The 20,912-nt window shown below is 44.8% G+C and carries 17 protein-coding genes and 1 pseudogene; 7 read left to right on the plus strand and 11 right to left on the minus strand.

What is annotated here, in order from left to right; all coding sequences use genetic code 11:
- Positions 1 to 31 precede the first annotated feature (31 nt).
- From R7Q41_RS08205 to R7Q41_RS08220, 4 genes are all read left to right on the plus strand, one after another.
- Positions 32 to 1,105, plus strand: a complete 1,074-nt coding sequence (locus R7Q41_RS08205) for an efflux RND transporter periplasmic adaptor subunit (RefSeq protein ID WP_017820965.1) — start codon at positions 32 to 34, stop codon at positions 1,103 to 1,105.
- Positions 1,105 to 2,166, plus strand: a complete 1,062-nt coding sequence (locus R7Q41_RS08210; RefSeq protein ID WP_136977132.1) for an efflux RND transporter periplasmic adaptor subunit — start codon at positions 1,105 to 1,107, stop codon at positions 2,164 to 2,166. The genes R7Q41_RS08205 and R7Q41_RS08210 overlap by 1 nt, the downstream gene beginning before the upstream one ends.
- The gene (locus R7Q41_RS08215) at positions 2,166 to 5,225 is read left to right on the plus strand and encodes an efflux RND transporter permease subunit (protein WP_005376413.1); all 3,060 of its coding nucleotides are present in this window, start codon (positions 2,166 to 2,168) and stop codon (positions 5,223 to 5,225) included. Before R7Q41_RS08210 ends, R7Q41_RS08215 begins: the two co-directional genes overlap by 1 nt.
- A gap of 175 nt (positions 5,226 to 5,400) precedes the next feature.
- Entirely contained in the window at positions 5,401 to 6,111 is a 711-nt protein-coding gene (locus R7Q41_RS08220; protein ID WP_318144463.1) for a hypothetical protein, read from the plus strand.
- Positions 6,112 to 6,193: 82 nt separating this feature from the next.
- Here R7Q41_RS08220 and fruA read toward each other — a convergent pair whose 3' ends face one another.
- From fruA to fruB, 3 genes are read right to left on the minus strand one after another with little or no spacing between them, the layout of a single operon-like run.
- Entirely contained in the window at positions 6,194 to 7,933 is a 1,740-nt protein-coding gene (fruA, locus tag R7Q41_RS08225) for a PTS fructose transporter subunit IIBC (protein WP_005376409.1), read from the minus strand.
- Positions 7,934 to 7,951: 18 nt separating this feature from the next.
- Positions 7,952 to 8,923: a 1-phosphofructokinase gene (pfkB, locus tag R7Q41_RS08230; RefSeq protein WP_042520798.1), complete on the minus strand. Its 972-nt coding sequence runs from the start codon at positions 8,921 to 8,923 to the stop codon at positions 7,952 to 7,954.
- A 9-nt stretch (positions 8,924 to 8,932) separates the two neighbouring features.
- Positions 8,933 to 10,066 (minus strand): fused PTS fructose transporter subunit IIA/HPr protein, encoded by a 1,134-nt coding sequence (fruB, locus tag R7Q41_RS08235; protein ID WP_005386065.1) that lies wholly within the window; start codon positions 10,064 to 10,066, stop codon positions 8,933 to 8,935.
- Positions 10,067 to 10,439: 373 nt separating this feature from the next.
- Here fruB and cra point away from each other — a divergent pair, with 373 nt between their 5' ends.
- Positions 10,440 to 11,420 (plus strand): catabolite repressor/activator, encoded by a 981-nt coding sequence (gene cra, locus R7Q41_RS08240; protein ID WP_318144464.1) that lies wholly within the window; start codon positions 10,440 to 10,442, stop codon positions 11,418 to 11,420.
- 17 nt (positions 11,421 to 11,437) lie between these two features.
- Here cra and R7Q41_RS08245 read toward each other — a convergent pair whose 3' ends face one another.
- On the minus strand, positions 11,438 to 12,391 hold the full coding sequence (locus R7Q41_RS08245; protein WP_318109206.1) for an endonuclease/exonuclease/phosphatase family protein: 954 nt from the start codon (positions 12,389 to 12,391) through the stop codon (positions 11,438 to 11,440).
- A 226-nt stretch (positions 12,392 to 12,617) separates the two neighbouring features.
- On the opposite strand from R7Q41_RS08245, the gene R7Q41_RS08250 reads away from it, so the two are divergent.
- On the plus strand, positions 12,618 to 13,151 hold the full coding sequence (locus R7Q41_RS08250) for an RNA-binding S4 domain-containing protein (protein WP_318109204.1): 534 nt from the start codon (positions 12,618 to 12,620) through the stop codon (positions 13,149 to 13,151).
- Positions 13,152 to 13,257: 106 nt separating this feature from the next.
- On the opposite strand, the gene R7Q41_RS08255 is transcribed toward R7Q41_RS08250, so the two are convergent.
- From R7Q41_RS08255 to R7Q41_RS08285, 7 genes and pseudogenes are all read right to left on the minus strand, one after another.
- The gene (locus R7Q41_RS08255) at positions 13,258 to 14,076 is read right to left on the minus strand and encodes an EAL domain-containing protein (protein WP_154204345.1); all 819 of its coding nucleotides are present in this window, start codon (positions 14,074 to 14,076) and stop codon (positions 13,258 to 13,260) included.
- A 92-nt stretch (positions 14,077 to 14,168) separates the two neighbouring features.
- Positions 14,169 to 15,089 carry an amino acid ABC transporter permease gene (locus R7Q41_RS08260; RefSeq protein ID WP_318109200.1) on the minus strand — a complete coding sequence of 307 codons (921 nt, stop codon included), beginning with the start codon at positions 15,087 to 15,089 and terminating at the stop codon, positions 14,169 to 14,171.
- An 81-nt stretch (positions 15,090 to 15,170) separates the two neighbouring features.
- Positions 15,171 to 15,989 carry a transporter substrate-binding domain-containing protein gene (locus R7Q41_RS08265; RefSeq protein WP_033906534.1) on the minus strand — a complete coding sequence of 273 codons (819 nt, stop codon included), beginning with the start codon at positions 15,987 to 15,989 and terminating at the stop codon, positions 15,171 to 15,173.
- A 9-nt stretch (positions 15,990 to 15,998) separates the two neighbouring features.
- Positions 15,999 to 16,750, minus strand: a pseudogene (locus R7Q41_RS08270) (amino acid ABC transporter permease).
- 44 nt (positions 16,751 to 16,794) lie between these two features.
- On the minus strand, positions 16,795 to 17,529 hold the full coding sequence (locus R7Q41_RS08275; RefSeq protein WP_151515608.1) for an amino acid ABC transporter ATP-binding protein: 735 nt from the start codon (positions 17,527 to 17,529) through the stop codon (positions 16,795 to 16,797).
- Between the two features lie 162 nt (positions 17,530 to 17,691).
- Entirely contained in the window at positions 17,692 to 18,348 is a 657-nt protein-coding gene (locus R7Q41_RS08280; RefSeq protein WP_005376394.1) for a lysoplasmalogenase, read from the minus strand.
- Between the two features lie 294 nt (positions 18,349 to 18,642).
- Entirely contained in the window at positions 18,643 to 19,791 is a 1,149-nt protein-coding gene (locus tag R7Q41_RS08285; RefSeq protein WP_047103556.1) for an iron-containing alcohol dehydrogenase, read from the minus strand.
- A gap of 206 nt (positions 19,792 to 19,997) precedes the next feature.
- Between R7Q41_RS08285 and R7Q41_RS08290 the strand changes: the two genes are divergently transcribed.
- On the plus strand, positions 19,998 to 20,879 hold the full coding sequence (locus tag R7Q41_RS08290) for an AraC family transcriptional regulator (protein WP_005386077.1): 882 nt from the start codon (positions 19,998 to 20,000) through the stop codon (positions 20,877 to 20,879).
- Positions 20,880 to 20,912 lie beyond the last annotated feature (33 nt).

Below are 20,912 nucleotides of genomic sequence, written 5' to 3' on the forward strand. Positions count from 1 at the left end.
GTGTAATATATAAAACCTACGGAGAAAGCGGGTGCGAAAACAATATTTAAAGCGCACTTTAGTTGGCGCAGTGGTGACATTAAGTCTTTCTGGGATGCTAACTGGGTGTAATAAAGCCATTTCTGAGCCGTCTGAACCTTTAATCAAACCTGTAAAATTACTGGCGGTGAAAGACCTAGAACTTGAAGACTCGCACGCCTTTTTAGCGCGTATTGATGCAACACATCGCGCGCAGCTTTCTTTTCAGGTTGGTGGAGAGGTAGATGAATTACGTGTACGCATGGGTCAAAAAGTCCAAAAAGGTGAAGTGCTCGCAACGTTAGACCCTAAAGATCTTCAGCTTGCGTTAGATGCCGCTCAAGCGCAGTACGCGTTAGCGAAAACACAATGGGACCGCGCGAAAAACCTTTACGGAAAAAAACTCATTAGTACTGATGAGTACGATCAGAAAGAAACTCAATATAAAGCGGCATTGGCGAACTACGAACAAGCTAAAACCGATTTGAGCTATACCAAAATTCACGCACCGTTTGATGGCATTGTGTCATATACCTATGTCAACCCGTTTCAAGTAGTAGCAGAGAAGCAGGAGATCTTGAATCTCATTGATAACACGACGTTGGATGTATCTTTCACCTTGCCAGTAAGTTATGCGGAATCTGTATCACTTGAGTCACTGCAAAACTCCGATATGTGGGTGACGATGGATAGCGAGCCAGGAAAACGTATCCCTGGGCAATTTAAAGAAATCTCGACGCAGCCAAACATCGATACCAATAGTTATGAGGCGATCGTGACCATCACTCGACCAGAAGATCGCAATTTGCTGACAGGTATGACTGGGCAGGTACACATTGCTAAACAACATGTATCGGACGCGATGACGTTACCTCAGTCTGCTTGGGTCAACAAAAATGGGACGCAAGGTGAAGTTTGGGTAATGGACAGAAGCACGCAGCAGGTCAATAAAGTCACTGTGTCACTTGACGCAGCAGGTGGTGTGAAAGCCGGGCTTGATAACAATGATTACGTTGTTATTGCTGGTGTTGAGAGACTGGTTGAAGGACAAGTGGTGAAAGCTTGGGTTCGTGAGGGAGGCATTTAATGAAACGTTCTCTACTTACGATCTCTGCGATTGCACTTGCAGTTTTAACAGGGTGCAAAAATGAAAACCAAGCTATCGTCGAGCAGCCACTTTTTGTGTCGACTATCTCGGTGGATGCACCAGTACAAAGTCAACATCGCGCGTTCAAAGGCATAGTAGTGCCTGCAGAGCAAACGCCAATGGCATTTCGCCGCGCTGGGGAAGTTCAGCACGTATTGGTTAAAGCGGGTGACGTTGTGAATCAGGGGCAAATGATCGCAAAGCTAGATGATAGCAAAGAGAAGCAAGCCGTGAATGACGCAGAAGCACAATACACACTTGCAATTCGTCAGCTTAAACGCGGTGAAGACTTGCATGCACGTCAAATGATTTCAAAAGCGGAACTTGATGAGCTAACCGCCAATAAAGAGCTAGCTGAGGCTACTTTCTATAACGCGACCAATCAATTGAATTACACCCGTTTATTCGCCCCGTTCGCCGGTAAAGTATCCGATGTTTTCAAAGAACGTTTTGAGCGTGTGGCAATTGGTGAACCCGTGTTAAACCTATACCAAAACGATTTGGTTTACGTGCGTATTGAGCTTTCCGACAATGTTTTAGCGATGGTAGACCCAAACTCAGACAGCATGAGCTACAAGCCTAGAGCAACCTTCTCCGGCATCGATGGCAGATTTGCTTTGGACTATTTAGAGCACACAAGTGAACCCAACGCTGAAACTCAAACCTACGAAATGTACTTGACGATGCCACAGCCAAAAACAGAGATATTGCCGGGAACCAGCGTAAGCGTTTTGGTCGATATGGTGAAGGCGGGCATTACCTCTATCGATGGTTACAGTGTGCCTGTCACGGCGCTTCAAGCAGGCAGTGAAGGGAATGAGTTCTTTGTGTGGAAAAAAGAAGGTGACATTGTCACACGGGTGCCTGTCATGATTTCTCAAGTGAATGGCAATGGAGCCATTGTGTCGTCAGGTGTTAGCCAGGGCGATATTCTGATTAATTCAAATCTGCGTAAATTACGCGAAGGTAAACATGTGGATGTTGTGGAGAATAACCAATAATGAACATTGCTGAGTATTCAATAAAAAACAAAGTCATCAGCTGGTTGTTCATTATTATCCTTGCTGTTGGTGGTTTAACGTCATTTTTGGAGCTTGGACGATTAGAAGACCCGGCATTTACGATCAAAGATGCCATGATCATCTCAACATACCCTGGCGCGACGTCAAAAGAAGTTGAAGAAGAGCTGACGTATCCTCTAGAAAAAGAGATTCGAAAACTCCCTTATATCGACAAAATTACCTCTACGTCTTCTAATGGTATGTCTCAAATAACGGTGAGCATGGAAATGGACTATGGTCCTGATGAACTGCCGCAAATTTGGGATGAAATGCGCCGTAAAATTAATGATTTACGACCATCATTGCCTCAAGGTGTTCAGTCTTTACAGATCATTGATGATTTCGGTGACGTTTATGGCGTGATGTTAATGCTCACTGGTGACGATTACGACTATGTAGAGCTGAAACGTTATGCGGATTACCTGACCCGTGAAATCGAGCTTGTTGATGGTGTTGGTAAGGTAGACATCACGGGCGATCAGCAAGAAATGCTATTCGTTGAGATCTCACTTGATCGCCTTGCTGCACTGAACTTAGACATGAATGTGGTTTCGAGCTTGTTGAACCAGCAAAACAATGTGGTTTCAGCAGGGGAAGTGATGGTCAATGGCGAAAGCCTTGTTATTCGCCCAAGCGGCACCTTAAACACTGTAGAAGCACTAGAAAATCTGATCATTCATGGCCGTGACACAGGAAATCTAATTCGTCTAAAAGACGTAGCAACGATTTCTCGCGGTATTCAAGAGAAGCCAGGCAACGTCGTACTCTTTAACGGTCAAAAAGCGATTAATATCGGTATCTCGTTTGCATCGGGTGTGAACGTGGTTGAGGTTGGTGAACGTTTGGATGCGGAGCTCGCGAGCCTTGAGTCTATCAAGCCTGCTGGCATCGATATGAACTACTTTTACAACCAAGCCAATGAGGTGGATGAATCTGTTAAAGCGTTTGTAATTAGTCTAGCGGAGGCAGTGGCGATCGTAATCATTGTGTTGCTGTTTACTATGGGTTTACGCAGTGGTGTCATCATTGGAGTTGTGTTGTTATTGACGGTATTTGGTACCTTCATTTTGATGAATTACAACAACATCGAACTGCATCGTATTTCTCTTGGCGCGTTAATTATTGCCTTAGGTATGCTGGTTGATAACGCGATTGTTGTCGTGGAAGGCATATTGGTTGGCCTAAAGAAAGGGCGTACCAAAGTTCAAGCGGCTGTCGATATTGTAAAGCAAACACAATGGCCTTTGCTGGGCGCGACTGTTATTGCAATTACGGCTTTTGCACCTATCGGCTTGTCGCAAGATGCGACAGGTGAGTTCATGGGCTCTCTATTCTGGGTGCTGTGTTTCTCACTATTTTTAAGCTGGATTACCGCTATTACACTGACGCCTTTCCTTGCCGATCTTTTGTTGAAAGAGGAAAACAAAGAGCAAGGTACTAGCGAAGATGATCCTTATAAAGGCTGGTTGTTTGTCGTATTTGGGGCATCGCTGAAATTTGCATTGCGATTCCGCTGGCTTACCGTTGCTGGCATGGTGGCGCTATTAGTGGGTGCTGTCGTGGCATTTGGTAATGTAAAACAGCAGTTCTTCCCACCATCGAATACGCCGATGTTCTACGTGGATATGTGGATGCCAGAGGGTACTGACATCCGTGAAACGATCAAAAAAGCTGAAGAGGTCGAAAGCTACATTCGTCAGCAAGATGATATTGACTTTGTTTCTGCTTCGATTGGGCAGGGCCTACAGCGTTTTGCTTTAACCTATCAACCAGAAAAAAGTTACGAAGCGTACGCTCAGTTCCAAGTTCGCGCGACTGATCGTGAGAAAATGTTTGGTTTACTGCATAAGTTAGATGAGAATCTGGCGAAAACATTTGATGCGCCTACGTTCCAGTTTAAATTGATGGAATTTGGTCCATCACCAGCGTCTAAGATCGAAGCGCGTATTACTGGCCCTGATCCACAAGTTTTACGTGACTTGGCGGTGCAAGTTGAAGACATCCTTCATACCGATCCTGGTGCCCGAAACATTCGTCACGATTGGCGAGAGCGCACCAAGGAACTTGTACCCGTTTTCAATGAGTCTAAAGCTCGTCGCTTAGGTATTTCGAAAGAAGATCTTTCAAGCACACTGCAAATGGCGTTTGGTGGTAGCACCTTAGGTTACTTGCGTGATGGTACACATACGTTGCCAATTATGACACGCCTTCCTGAAGAAGAACGCGTAGATTTTGAATCACTACAAAACGTGACCATTTGGAGTCCTTCGTTGCAAACGTATATTCCGGTTGATCAAGTGATTGATGGCGTTCAACTGGATTGGAGTGAGCCGCTAATTCAGCGTCGTGACCGTAAGCGTACGTTAACCGTTCTCGCGGACCATGATGTGTTGAGTGACGACACGGCAGCAAGCTTATTTGCTCGTGTACAGCCTAAAGTGATGGCATTACATGTTCCAGAAGGGTACGAAATCACATGGGGTGGTGAGTACGAATCATCCAAAGATGCACAAGAAGGCCTATTCGGTTCATTGCCGATGGGTTACTTGTTGATGTTCATCATTACTATTTTACTGTTTAACTCAATCAAAAAGCCGTTGGTCATTTGGTTCACCGTTCCGTTAGCGATCATTGGCGTTGCTTTTGGTTTGCTTACCACGAACATGCCGTTCAGTTTTACAGCATTCCTTGGTTTGTTAAGCCTAAGTGGCATGATTTTGAAAAACGGTATTGTGTTGCTTGACCAAATTAACCTTGAGTTGGAGTCAGGTAAAGATCCTTACCTCGCGATTGTCGATAGTGCGATAAGCCGCGTTCGTCCGGTAAGTATGGCTGCGCTAACGACTATCTTGGGGATGATTCCACTGGTCTTCGATGCCTTCTTTGGCTCGATGGCAATAACGATTATGGCAGGTCTTGGTTTTGCTACTGTACTGACACTGATAGTGGTGCCAGTGATGTTTGCAATTCTGTTTAGGGTAAAACCGACCACTGCATAGGGACTCCTGGCTATTTGCCAGCTTCCTGCCTAGCCCTGAAGGTTTTCTTCGGGGCTTTTTTGATCTTACTAATATATACCAAACCATTCATTTGCTTGATTCTAATGATTTTCTTACGATTACAATGCAAATCATGCGTATACTGATGTAACGACACATCAAAGATTGAGATTACATGAATAAGCGCATATTAAACGGACTCTTCTTCGTTGGTTCTTTCACCTTGGTTGGCTGCACCGCGACGGATAGCATGCCGACAGAAACCAAACAACCTGCCCCTAAAGTCAACAGTGTTAGTGCTGAAGTCATTTCCAGTTGGATTGATAGTAAGGTTTTAGCCCCTGAAGGGCTGTCGCTCGAGCAAGACAATCTACGTTATCTATCGGGTAGCGCCGACCTAAACAGCGACGGCAAGGCAGAACACATAGTGTTGCTTCAAGATCGCTATTTCTGTGGTAGTGGTGGCTGCTCTGCATATATGTTTGATAATGAGGGAAACGTTATTAATCGAATGTCGGTAACTCGCACGCCTATTGTACTAGCCGACAGTTACAGTAATGGTTGGCAGGACTTTATCGTTTGGAGTAATGGCTCATATCGACTCATGAGTTACAACGGTGAATCTTATCCAAGTAACCCGTCACTAGAGCCAAAGGTGGATCGAGACGCTAACCAGCAGGCGGCAATCGCAAATGTAATGGCGACAGAGCTTTATCAGCAAGATGGCTATGACATTCTGCCCGCAGATTCAAAAACCTTGTGGACGCCAGCTAACGTTTACCACTTTACCTTCAAGCACTACGGTGACCCGCATAGCGCTTATCAAGCAACGGTGGATATGAACAGTGGGGAAGTAGACATTGTAGCCGTTCCGGCTGCGGAATAAAAAACACCTCCCTTAACCGGAATTAAAGGGAGGTGCTAAATGCCAAATTCGAGGGTGGCATTGTTAACCGGAGTCGCTCTAATTAAGCTGCGACTTCTTGTTTCGCTTCTGCTTTGCTTTTTAAGAATGCGTAAGTAAAGCCAGTTACCGCTGTACCTGCTGCAATAGCCACTAAATACATTAATACTGGTGAAATTGCGTTAGGAATTAGCAGCACGAATAGACCGCCGTGTGGTGCCATTAATTTCGCACCGAATAGCATCGATAGGGCACCAGTAAGCGCGCCACCGGCCATACAAGATGGAATCACGCGCATTGGATCTTTCGCAGCAAATGGAATTGCGCCTTCAGAGATGAAACAAAGGCCCAAGACAAATGATGCTTTACCTGCCTCACGTTCATTTTGTTCAAATTTGTTCTTCGCAATGAAGGTCGCTAAACCCATACCTAGCGCAGGAACCATACCTGCGGCCATGATTGCCGCCATTGGCGCGTAAGTTTGTGAAGCCAAAAGGCCAACACCAAATGCGTAAGCGGCTTTGTTTACCGGGCCTCCTAGGTCGAAACACATCATTGCGCCAAGGATAATACCCAGTAGTACTGCACTGTCAGATCCCATGTTGTTTAGGAAGTCAGTCAGGCCGTTCATGATGCCTGAAACTGGGCCGCCTACGATGTAGATCATGACAAGGCCAGTGAACAATGTTGCTACAAATGGAATGATCAGAATCGGTTTAAGCGCCTCCATCGATTGTGGCAGTTTCACCTTATCTGCGAGGAGTTTCGCTGCGTAACCGGCAATGAAGCCAGCTGCGATACCACCTAGGAAACCAGCACCCGTTGAACTTGCTAGCATACCACCAACAAGACCAGGAGCCAGACCAGGACGGTCAGCAATTGAGAACGCGATGTAACCAGCAAGTACAGGAATCATCAATGCGAATGCAGAGCCACCACCAATGTTCATCAAGGCTGCTGCTAGTGTGCCTTCTTCTTTAAATGCTTCAATACCGAACACGAAAGATAGAGCGATGATCAAACCACCTGCAACGACGACAGGAAGCATGTGCGAAACACCCGTCATTAGGTGTTTGTAAGCGCCTTTTTTCTCTTCGGTGGAAGATGAAGAGTTAGCTGAACCAGAATGTTGATACACCGTGGCTTGCTCGAATGCTTTGTCCATCTCTTCGGCTGTTTTCTTCAGAGCTGGACCTGTTTTCGTGCGGTACATCTTTTTGCCGTTAAAGCGATCAAGTGGCACTTCAATATCCGCAGCAATGATCACCAGATCGGCGTCTGCAATTTCTTGCTCAGTCAGTTGGTTTTTAGCGCCAACTGAACCACGAGTTTCCACCTTGATTTGATGGCCACGACGCTTGCCTTCTTCTTCTAAAGCTTCTGCCGCCATAAAGGTATGCGCAACGCCAGTAGGGCATGCCGTGATTGCAACAATCTTCTTTGATGCTGATGTTGTATCTGTAGTGATAGGGGCTGCAAGTGTGGTTGCTTTTTCAAGTAAAGTGGCGTTTTCAACCGCTTGCTGGAGAAACGCAGTTGCGTCTTTTGCTACTTCGCTAATTTCCGCTTGGTAAACCTTTTTTCCTACAAAACGAGAAGTGTCGACGCTAGTATTTGCCGCAATGACAATGACTTCTGCTTGTTCAACGTCAGCTTCCGTCAATAGTGTTGGTTCAACCACACTTGATTGACATTCTATTTTGGCATTCCAGTTTAATTTTGCGGCGGCTTGTTCTAGTAATCCTGCCGCAAGGATGCTATTTGCTACACCGCTCGGACAGGCAGTAATAATGGCAATATTCATACGATAACCTTCTGTTCCTTAGTTTTGTTCTAAGTTTGTAATAGGGTAAAGCGCGCTAACTTCAGTTTGTCGCTTGATATTTTCCAGTTCTTCCTGACTGGTTAGCCCTACGCCAACTTGACTAACTGCCAAAGCAGAAAGTGCTGTAGCGAAGCGCAATAAATCGTTTTTAGGCATCAGTTGCATGTGGCCCCAACACAAGCCAGCGACCAGCGTATCGCCTGCGCCAACGGTGCTCACGACATGCATTCGAGGCGGTTTTGCACTAAGCCATTCGCCTTGGTTGAGCCACATAACACCGTCAGGTCCCATAGAAACCACGATGTTTTCTATGCCTTTGTCGCTCAGTGTTTGCGCTGCAGCTTGGCACTGTTCAGGTGTTGCTAGATGTTCGCCAACAAAATCACCAAGTTCTTCATCGTTAGGTTTAATTAACCATGGGTGAGCATCAATACCTGACTTCAATGCGGCTTTGCTACTGTCGAACAACACCTTTTTGCCTTGTTGATGCAGTGCTTCTATCCATGCAGCGCATTGCTCTGCAGTAACACCGCCCGGTAGGCTGCCTGCCAATACAAAGTAATCGTGTGTTTCAGCAAGGCGGAATAGGGTTTCTTCAAAGCGCGCGATTTCTTCTGCCGTAACTTGAACACCAGGGAAGTTAATGTCACTAACGTTTCCATTAGCCTCAACGAGCTTGACGTTGATACGAGTTGCACCTTGTACTTCTACAAACTCATTCTTAACGCCGATGTCATTGAAAAGCTGATGGAATAGCTCAGGGTTATCTTTACCAAGAAAGCCGGTAACCGTGACATCTGCGCCTAAATCGCTCAACACTTTTGCTACGTTGACACCTTTACCTGCAGCGTGGAGATTGCTTTGCTGTACTAAGCTCACGGAACCAACGTTTAGTTCATTTACTGAACCTGTTAAATCCAATGCCGGGTTGAGCGTAATAGTGACAACCTTATTTGTTTTGTTTGTCATATCGGATCCTTAACCTTCACCAAGGCCAGAAGCGATTGCATTTCCGATAGACTCCAAGGCTTGCGGCGCATCAGGGCCTTCTGCTGTAAATTGAAGTTGGTGACCGTGCTTAACGCCCAGCGCGATGACTTTCATTAGGCTCTTCGCGTTTACTGCTTTTCCATCTCCGTCTAGGTTGGAAACACGTATAGTGGATTCAAACTTTTTCGCTTCTGCGACTAACATTGCCCCCGGACGAGCATGTAGGCCGTGAGAGTTTTTGATTTTAAATACAGCGGTATTGCCTTCTTCTGAAGATGCAGCTGTGACTTCTTCACCTTTGAACAAAGCAAGAATCTGTTCTACTGATGCATCTAAAAGCTTGCCGTGTTCATTGTTAAACACAATATTAGAAAGCGTTTTTAGGATAGGTTGGTGAGCATTGTTACATGCCGCGAACGCGACAAGTGCACGCACTTTTTGACCTTCATATTCGCAGTCGTTTGCCGTCGAGACAAATGACACACCTGTGCGAGTGACATGTTTGTCACTGCCAATTAACCACAGGCCATTACCTAAGTGAGTTGGTTGTTTGGTAACGAGATCTGCAACGAATTCGTTATCAGCACATCCCGTATTTTTCAACAGACCACCAGCAACAGCACTCATCTGTAGCATGTCGCTCGCAGGGAACATCAGTTGAATTAAAGAAGCGTCAAAGTCTGCTTCAAGCTGAACATCACCGTGCAGTAGGGCGATGATTTCGTCTTCATTTTTTGCATTACGCAGACGTTCTTCTACGCCATCTGCGCCTAGCACTTTGGTGAGCTGTTTAAGAATGCCAAGGTGCTCATCAGATTTAGCTGCGATACCGATAGCGACGAACACAGTATTGCCATCACCCCAGTCGACACCTTGTGGGAAGTGGTGCACAGCAACACCCGTTGTTTTCACCATTGCACGAGTGTCGGTTGTACCGTGCGGTATGGCAATACCGTTCCCCAAAAACGTAGAGTTTTGGTTTTCACGGTTTAGCATGCCTTCAACGTAACCTTGCTCAACTAGGCCTTTATCAGTAAGGCTATGAGCAATACTCTTTATTGCTTCAAACTTATCTGTCGCTGATTGCGAGAGGGTAATGTCGTTCTTATTTAGCTTAAGCATGGTGCTTCTCCAGCCTTAAGGTATCAATTTAAAAATGTATTCTGTGTGAGAAGTTGAACGCCGCTTCTTCTGAGCGCTTATCACTCCTCAAACCTTTTATATTTCAAGCTAAATCGATTCAGCTTGTTGGTAAATTTTTTAAAAGACTCAGAAAAACTGTTTTAAAAACTGACGTTAACAAACGAGCCTTTGCCGCTATCCTATAGCCTAGCTCACAAATTGGTTTGTTGCGTGTTCGGGTGATTTACGTCAATTTTTAAGTTTTGCTGAATCCTTTCAGCTTTTATACTGAATCGGTTCAGCTTATAATTCAACTTATCGAAAGATCGTTGATGTATTAATATGATCGCGCGCACAGAATAAGGTTTAGAATATGACACTGGATGAAATAGCCAAATTAGCGGGTGTTTCTAAGACAACTGCAAGCTATGTGATTAACGGAAAAGCGCAGAAATACCGCATCAGCGAGAAGACTCAGAAAAAGGTGATGGCCGTTGTAGAAGAGTACAATTATAAGCCAGATCATGCGGCGTCTTCCTTGCGGGCAGGTAATTCACGCTCATTTGGGCTTATCATCCCAGACTTAGAGAACACCAGTTATGCGCGTCTTGCAAAGCTGATAGAGCAAAACTCTCGGAAAGCGGGATACCAAATTTTGATTGGCTGCTCTGATGATGATCCTGATACAGAGCAAAAGGTGGCGGAAGCATTAGTCAGTCGTCGTATTGATGCGTTGTTTGTGGCAAGTGGTATGCCCACTGCAAACGAGTATTATCTTAAGTTGCAAAATTCTGGTACGCCAGTTATCGCGCTAGACCGTCCAATGGATGATGAGCACTTTTGTTGTGTCATCAGCGAAGATTTTGATGCCGCACTTGAACTCACTCAGTCAGTACTGTCAGAGGATATTAAGTCCATTGGCTTAATCGGTGCATTGCAAGATCTTCAAGTCTCAAAAGAGCGTGAGCTCGGTTTTCTATCTGCTTCTCAACAAGGTGGTAAAACGGCAACAGTGGGTTATGGACAACACTTCTCCCGGGAAGAAGGGAAGAAAGTCTTAGAGAGATGGTTAACAGAGAACGCATTGCCAGATGCCATTGTTACAACGTCATATACACTGTTAGAAGGTGTGTTGGATGTAATGCTAGAAAAACCAGAACTGATGGGAAAGGTGCGTTTAGCAACATTCGGTGATAATCGACTGCTGGACTTCTTGCCTGTGAAAATCAACTCTTTGCCTCAACAGTTTGAGTTGATCGCGGACAGCGCAATAGAGTTAGCACTCAACGCTTCCGCTAAGCGTTACAAGCCTGGCGTAGAACTTATCCCGCGTAAAATTGTGAAACGTCACTAAGTAACTAAATAGGTTGCTCAAAGCTTTACTTCAGCCGTCAGCGCTACAAATGCGTGGTCGCTGGCGTTTTTATCTCTGTCATAAATCGGGTTGATCAGATGTTGGTTAGACACGTGATAGTCAACAACCTCGGCAACCGATATATCTGATAAGGCATCAAACTCTTGTGAGAGCAAGATATAGTCGAGTACATTCCCAGTGGAAAAATGATAGTGCGTGGCTGGGCGTTCATCCTTCAGGGGGGCACTTTGCAATAACCAACCATCTTTGAGTTGTAATTCAGTGACGCTGTCACCAGTATTGGATACCAATGCGCTGTTAACGCTGATAGGAGTGATAGGTTGATTCATATCGCCCATTAACACTGTCGGCATTGGTTCTTTTCGATACCTCTTTTGCATCGCGTCTCTTAACATCGCTGCTTCCCAGCCTCTTTGCTGGGTGGATAACCAGCGCCCAATAATCGTGCTAGACGTTTCTGGCTGTTCTGAGTCGGCCGGGCGTTGAGATTTCAGGTGAGTTACGTAAACGGCGATATGACCAAGTACAGGATGTATTACTTGGGCATAGATGGGTTTGCGACTGAACTCTGGAGCAACACTTACTCCAAAAGGTTCAAGCGTTGCTAAGTCAAACTCTACCGCTTGTACTTTTTCTATTGGAAACCGAGATGCGATTGCCACAACAGGGCTTGAGTAAATGTACTCATCCTCAACATGTGGAGTGTCAACGGTCGCAAAGTAGGGGTAGCCGATGGTTGAAAAGAATGCCTGGGTCTTCTCGATACTGAATACTTCTTGTAAGCCAATCACGTCGCCTTCCAGTTTTTCAACTTGACGTTGCGTCCACGAAAGTTTGTCTCGCCATTGCTCTAACGAGTATATGTTCTCGAAATCATAGTAGGCGTTAGGCGGTGCGACAAAATTAAACAAGTTCGCAGTGACAAAGGTAATTCTACTTGGTTGAGACAAAGTATTCGCTCTTTTCAACAATAACTTAGAGAGTATATACCTTCAGGTTGCGTAATTGCAGCTTCGTTTGAGCTACGCATCGGTATACAAGCTAACGAGCGACAAGTTAAATGGGTTAAGAGGTGCTCAAATGCCAAGGCGAATCGGTGATTGAACATCGCCAGAGGTTTCTATTTTTAAGCATTGCGTTTAAACTTCAGGGCATCAAATAGTAAGAGTAAGTAACATGACCCAAGATTACGACCACGAAGAGTATTTTGAAGGCGAAGAGATTGAGATCGAAGCGATTGGCATCGATGTTGATGCGCATCCAATCGAACTGTACAAGCTTTTTAAAATCGCAAACTTGGTCAGCGGTGGCGGCGAAGCAAAACATATCATCGAGGAAGGCTACGTCGCGGTGAATGGTGAACTAGAAACACGTAAGCGCCGCAAGATGTATGATGGTGACTTTTTTGAGTTTAACCAGGAATATTATGTTGTGGTTTGCGATGCGCCAGTAACCGAACCTGAAACGGCAGAGCAAAAAGCAGAAAAGAAAGCGAAAAAAGAAGCGCAGTCTTCTCGTAAAGATAAGTCTCGTCAAAGTAAGTCACCTAAAGCTTCTGGGCCTAAATCAACAGGCCGTAAAGCGGCACATAAAGAGCGTAAAGCGCAGAAAGAAGCGTTGTCTCAGTCTGCTAAGAAAGGCAAAAAAGAAGACAAACCGCAAGCCACTCGTGATCCGAAGAGCGGACGTAATTCTATTGATTTTTTCTAGGGAAATGAACGCTTAACTAAATAAGTGACATCTGAGTAAAACTAAAAAGCGCCGAGCATATTATATCGGCGCTTTTTTGGTTTCACTGTGCTGTAAGTGGGCAGTGTTAATGCACTGTCGTCTCGATGTTTAGGCTATCTGTCCAGTGATGAATGGCGCAAGGCTTTCCTAAGTAAAAGCCTTGGTAATAATCCAAATTAAGTTGATACATAGCTTGTAGCTGCCCGTCTTCTTCAACCCCTTCTATAATGACTTTTGCTCCCATATGATCCGCTAGATCAACAGCGCTATGTATGGAAAAGGTTTCTCCGGCGCAGTAGTCTAGCAAATAGGAACGATCGATTTTGATGATGTCAGGGCAGAGCTGCTGAACACGTGCGATATCAGAATGTTGGGCGCCAAAATCATCGATAGCAAAGATAAAACCATTCGCTTTCATTAACTGTACGGCTTTGATTAACAAATCCGTATCTCCGCATGACTCTTCGACTACTTCAAAAACTACGTCTGTTGGGCTCATACCAAGTTCGGAAAGGCGTTTGTAAAGCAGGCCGTTATCTTTAAAGCCCATGTCTTTGGTTAGTGTGAGTAGCGTTTGAGGCATGACGTTAAGAAACAGTTTGATCGGCGTCCCCGCGAAATAGCGTGCAAAATTTCGAATGTGCATTGCTCTGGATAAAAACTCTACACATAAGCGAAAGTAGGGATCAAGACCATTATTGGCCAGAAACACGTCAGGACGAATTAGGGAACCATCAATGCCACGAATACGCAGTAAGGCTTCCATACCAATAATACGTTGGCGTCTATCAAAAATTGGCTGATAAACACTGTGAAAAGTGAATTGATTGAGAACTACGTAATATTCACCAAGATTATCTTGTTTTATGTATCGCTCGTAGTCGGATTGATTCTTTAACTCCATGAAAAACGCCGAAAATTTAGCATCTTGCCAATGTAACAGGGTGCAATTCTGATTTGAAGAATCAAATGTGCCTAATTACATATGTGGTTGAGTTAATTTGAAATGGCTTCCGATTTTGCTTCAATATGGCGAAAAATAAGTGACAGACCAAAACAAATTAAGAAGTAAGCAAGGCCGACAATCAACCAAATTTCAAATATATACCCTGATGAATTTGCCATCTCTGTCCCAACAAACGTCATTTCTTGTATCGAAATCAGTGAAACAATAGAGGTGTCTTTCACCAAAGAGATGGTTTGACCGGCAAGTGCAGGTGTTATTGATTTAAGCACCTGTGGCGCGATAACAAATCGGTATTTCACCCACCGAGACAAGCCCAATGAGTCAGCCGCCTCCCACTGACCTTGGTCGATACTTTGTAAACCACCGCGCACAACTTCTGCAATGTAGGCAGAAGAGAGTAAGCCGACACATAACACGCCAGAGGCAAGGTTTTCCCAAAGGTTCGAAGGCCCAAACAGAAAGTGCTGTAGCGCATTTGGTTCGCCGTTGTAGTTTCGTAGAAGATCTTCCAAGCCAAGTAACGGGATCAATTGGTTAGAAATGAAAAAGTAGAAAATAAAAACAAATACCAACGGAGGGATGTTTCTCACTAACTGGATAAATGCATTGGCAGGTGTGCGCAACCAAACGGCACGAGAGAAGCGTGCTAAGCCTAACAAAGTGCCAAACGCTAATGCGAAGCTTATGCCCCAAACACTGAGCCTTAACGTCGAAATCAAACCTTGGAAGAAGTAGGGCAAACCACCATCTGCTCTAGGCGTGAAAAGTAATTCAAGCGCCTCTTTCCACTGCCACAAATAATGCACACCAATAGTGGACCGATGGTACAGCCAAACACCACCGATACCGCACATGACAAGTAGTGCCCAGTCTAGTGTGTTTAATTGCGGTAAAAGGTAGCCTGTGCTGGATTTCGCGGGTGCTGTGCGAGTGGTAGTGTGTTCGCCCAAAAATTTGACTCCGATAAGTTATGGAAAAGTAAAATGGATGATTGGAGAGTATAGGCTCGCGGCGTCCACGAGCCATTTAGATTACTGGCCTTGTGCGACTTGATCTTGCCAATCTAATGTTGAGAACCAGTATTCATAACGTTGTTTTAACCATCCATCTTGGGTTCTTGCTTCAATCCATTTATTGAAAAAGGCCTTTTTATCTTCTTCCCCCAAGCGAACTGCAAAGGCTTCGTTACCTTTTGATAGTCGCTCAGAGAATGGAAGGAATAGTTTGTCGCTGTGTTTCACTGTCTCATGTTCTGGTTTTGGGCTAGAAGCAATGACCGCGTGGGCGTTACCATTCAGCACCTCTTGGAACGCTTGCGCGTCGTCATCAAATTGCAGGATCTTCGCTTTCGGGAAGGTTTCTCTGGCTACTTGAACGGTGAATGCGCCGCGACGAGCCGCAATTTTTACGCGTCGTGAGTCAAAATCCGAAAATTCGCTAAAACCAGAGGCGAGTTCTTTGTTTGCTGCTACTTGAACGCCTGAGTGCGAGTAGGGCGCAGTAAACAAGACGCTTTTGGAACGTTCAGGCGTAACAGACATGCCACCAATGATCACGTCGAACTTTTTCGCCAGTAGTGCGGGAATAATGCCATCCCACGCAGTCGGTACGAATTCCACTTTCAAACCTGAATCTTGTGCTAAGCGTTTGGCAACATCGATTTCAAAACCGATTAACTCACCTTGCTTGTTACGCATTGCCCAAGGTACAAATGTTGACATACCAACGCGCAAAGTTCCTCGTTCTTTGATTTGATCTACATTGGGTGTGGCGACATCTTCTTTCGCGATTGTAGGCATAGCTATGGCTAGCCCTAATAATGCAGTAATGGTCGCTTTGAATAACTTCATGTTATCTCCTTATAATTTGCGCCAACTGGCTCCGAGTTTGTGTTCTAGCCATGCAGACAAGCCAGAAAGTGACAGAGTGAGAGCAAGATAAATTGCTGCCACGGTAAACCAAATTTCGAACGGCATCGCCGTCTCTGAGACGATGTTGCGTGCCTGTGTTGTTAAATCAAAAATCGCCATCACGCTACAATGGAAGAGTTTTTGATCAAAGAAACCACTTCATTGGTCAATGGCGGTAATGTGCGCTGTAAAACCTGGGGCAAAATTACGTCTTTGTAAGTGTAAAACGGTGATAACCCGAGTGTTTGTGCTGCTTCGAATTGCCCTTTAGGAATACTGTTTAAACCTGCGCGGAATATTTCTGCAGTGTAAGCACCTTGGAAAAGGGACAATGCCAAAACGGCGGTACTGAATCGGTCCAAACCAATCACGGGGCCAAACACGAAGTAGAGCAAATAGATTTGCACCAACAACGGCGTGTTGCGTATTACCTCGACATAAGTGGTGCCAATAACATTGCCGACTTTCGAATCGCTAAGCCTTAGTAACGCGGTGACCAACCCCAACACTAAGGTGAAGAATAGACTAATACCCGAGATGTTTAGCGTGACCAATAACCCATCGATAAGTTCTGCTGGCCACCATTCCCCATCTTCATAAAAAGCGATGTAATCAGGTACGCGTTCCCATTGCCATTGATAGCCCATAGCAGCGGCACCAGAGTCCAACACCCACACAATCGCGATGAAGAGGAGCATCATTTACAGCAAAGCTTGAAGGACGGGTTTGATTACGCGAACTATCATCAGTAACTTAAAATTTGGTTCAAAAATGCTTGGGTTCGTGGATGCTGTGGTGTTTCAAATAAGGCGATCGGTGAGTTCATTTCCACGATTTGGCCTTCATCCATAAATACCACGCGGTTCGCTACTTTTTTGGCAAATCCCATTTCGTGCGTGACGCAAATCATCGTCATTCCACTTTGAGCCAGTTCAACCATGACATCCAACACTTCGTTGATCATTTCCGGGTCAAGCGCCGAAGTCGGTTCGTCAAAAAGGAGTAAGTCCGGTTCCATACATAAGGAACGGGCAATCGCGACGCGCTGCTGCTGACCGCCGGAAAGCTGGATGGGGTATTTGCTCGCTTGTTCTTCAATATTGACGCGCTTGAGGTAATGCCGTGCGCGTTTTTCAGCTTCTTGTTTTGACAATTTGAGTGTGCGAATCGGCGCTAAGGTAAGGTTTTCCAGTACAGTTAAATGAGGAAAAAGGTGGAAGTGCTGGAACACCATGCCGATTTTGCCGGGCTTAAGGGATTTTGCATGAGAAGGCTGGTCGAACACATGAAGTTGGCCTTCTTGAATCGATTCAAGATGGTTGATGCAACGAATGAGCGTTGACTTTCCTGAACCAGAAGGGCCACACACCACGACGATCTCGCCAGAATGCACGGAGAAGTTGATATCTTTTAGAGCGTGGTAATCGCCATACCACTTGTTTACGTCGCTAAACTCAACGACGGGAGTATTCTCTTTCAAAGGGGCACGCTATAACGGAAAAATATCCTTTTACAATAGCAAGTTGTGCGCATAATTTCATTAAGAATAAGCTAATGTTTAGGCGATGATTTTAAGACTCTATTCAGATCGATTACAAGATACATCCATGTTTCTTTAATGTTGGTGCAGTCTAGAGTATGACTAACTCAGTTCAACGAGATACGGATAACGAACAACAATCGCAACAACAGACATAACCATTAGTGTCTGTGCAGAATAGTAGGTCACCATGACAACTTGTCGTGAAAATATTGACCGTCCTCCAAAGCGTTCGAAAGCCAATACGATGCCAGAGATAATAAAGATAAAGCTTCCGAGCACTGCAAAAGAGGAGGATTGTGTTTTCCCACTCAAATAATACTCGATCGAAGCCCAGCACATAGTCATCAGTACCAATATATAACTAGCAACTGGCCGTTTTTCTTTACCGAGATCCGGTCGGAACAACCAGTAGACGCATATACCGAGTCCGAACAAGGCAATTGGGAGCCAAGGTGTAAAATGCCACGCTGACATGATGGCAAAACCATAACTATAGGAGAGATGGGCAGAGCAAAAGAGCACTAATCCTGTAATGAACTTGTCTCTAGGGAGCATTAATAACACGTCACCAAGCAACGAGAGCGATAAGCCAATCAAAATCCAATGCGCATATGGCATTGGGTAAGCCGGGGACTGAATTAAAATACCAAGCATACAGAGCACTGGTAATGGTTTAGAAACGTAAAAGAGCCATTTAGAGCCTTTACGGATACTGATGATATGTATGAATGCTAATACGACAACAACTAGCCACATAAAGTGTTTTCTCGAACAGACAAAATTATGTAGTACATCACTACAACAAATCAAAACTTAATTAACGAGTTAACTCGTTCTTTGATCTCAATTATTTTTATTTGTGTAAAGCTGGACAGTTGTCTCTTTACTAACCAACACGGCCGATTTTTTGTCTGGAGGGAATCGTTGTTTTTAGAAGCCTCCTCGTTTTGAACGTGATGTGGCTTACAAAATAGCATAAAAAAACGGTATTGTGACTGTTAAGTCACAATACCGTTAAACCCTAGGAAGGGCAGTGAAGAATTGTTGCAGTTATGAGACAGCTAACTCTAAGATTTCTCGGCTACGTTCAAGTGTGATCGCCTGGTTTTCACCTAAAACAGTCATGCCGTGTTTGTTTAGTTGATCAATGATGGCATCGATAGCTTGTTCACGGCTCTCACCATAGTTTTCGAGCTTAGTTGCGACATCAAGTTGATGATAAAACGCTTCGATAGATTCGATTGTGCGCTCTGCTAAATCCTCACCTGCTTCAAGACCAAATACGTTGCGACCCATTTGTTCTAACTTAGGGCGCTTAAACTGCATTTGGTTACGAAGTAACGACGGTTGGACAATTGCAAGAGAACGCGCATGATCAACGCCCCATAGAGCCGTTAATTCATGGCCGATCATATGTGTCGCCCAGTCTTGTGGAACGCCACTACCAATTAACCCATTCAATGCTTGGTTAGCAGACCACATTAAGTTTGCGCGCCACATATCGTCGTCTCGTTCCGCAAACTGTTCTCCGAGTGTTTTTAAAGTTTTCAGCAGTGTTTCTGCGTAACCATCTTGAACCATTGCACCGGTAGGAAGCGTCAAGTATTGCTCACATACGTGCACCCATGCGTCAACAATGCCGTTGATAAGCTGGCGTTCTGGCAGTGTTTTCATTACATCTGGGTCTAACACGGCAAATTTTGGCTGCACTGCTGGAGACATGAACGGAAGTTTGTCTTGAGTTTCTTTTTTAGTGATAACTGCGCCCATGTTTGACTCTGAGCCTGTTGCTGGCAATGTCAGAATTGCAGCTAGAGGCGTCGCTTCAGTGACTTGGTGCTTACCAATCATGATATCCCAACCATCACCATCATACTTTGATGCCGCTGCTACGTATTTGGAGCCATCGATGACTGAACCACCACCTACCGCTAAAATAAAGTCAACGCCATGCTCTTTTACCATTGCGACTGCTTTATCGAGTGTTTCTTTGGTTGGGTTTGGTTCAACACCTGAAAACTCTAGCCATTCATGTGCCTCAAGAGCTTCTGCTACTTGGTCGTACACGCCATTTTTTTTGATGGAGCCACCACCGTATACCACTAAAACTTTTTGGTCGGATGGGATAGCTTCTTTGATTGCAGCGATTTGTTTTTGACCAAAGAAAATCTTGGTTGGGTTTACATAAGAAAAGTTCATTATTAGCCCTCTTGCTTCCAGTGAAGGAGATTGAATACATGCATATTAGTCCTGATTAACGATCGTTAACAGGTCGATTTCTGCAAATAATTTGCCTATTTCTACAAAATTAATGCTCTTGAGCTAGAAAGTTAATGTCGAGAGGAAGTATAGTGCTCGAAACGATAATAGAGACCAAACTCGTTGGTCATTGATGGAGCGCTCTAATGCACACTCTCGCAGATATCATGCAGCAATATGTTGAAAAGCAGGGGCTGCATGACCTAGAAGGTATGAAGAAAACAGCGATAGATGGCGTATGGTTTTATCGCAGTAGCAAAGGGAATCATCGCCAGCCGTTTGTCTATCAGTCCGGCATCATCGTATTGGGTCAAGGGCATAAGAACATTCATATTGGTGATACACCAGTGCAATATGGGCCCGAAGATTACCTTGTTGTCGGGGTTCCCATGCCACTAGAGTGCGAAGCGTTTGCGACAAACAATGAGCCTTTACTTGGCATTTCGATAGATATTTCGCCAACGCTTCTTCATAAACTCGTTAAAAAATTAGAGGCTGAGAAATTCAGTAATAAGTGTCTGGATGCAACCCGTTGCGGCCTTAAGTCGGTACGTATGAATGAAGGTATGTTGGATGCGTGCAAGCGGTTAATGAAAGCAATGTGTAACGAGCTTGATGTCATCATGCTTGGCGAGCTGCTTCTTGAGGAAATTGTGTATCGTACTTTGGTGAGCAAAGAGGGGTATGTTTTATTTGACCTAGCACATCAAGAAGGTTCTTACGCGAGGGTCGCTAAAGCACTAAATCGTGTACATCAAGCGTATCATGAACAGTTGAACGTACAAGCATTGGCTGAAGAAGCCAACATGAGTGTGTCTGCTTTCCATCAAGCATTTCGCAATGTCACGCTTGAATCTCCGCTGCAATATATTAAGAAAGTTCGACTTAACAAAGCGCGCGAATTGATCCAGTTAGAGGGGCGACGTGTTAATGATGCAGCGAGAATGGTCGGGTACACGAGCCCATCACAGTTTAGTCGCGAGTACAAGCGGCATTTTAATGAAACGCCAAGGTCAACAAAGGCTTAGTGATCTTTATTTCAAAATGGCGACTTTTTTTAC

Source organism: Vibrio sp. 2096 (assembly GCF_033339595.1).
GTDB classification, from domain to species: domain Bacteria; phylum Pseudomonadota; class Gammaproteobacteria; order Enterobacterales; family Vibrionaceae; genus Vibrio; species Vibrio alginolyticus.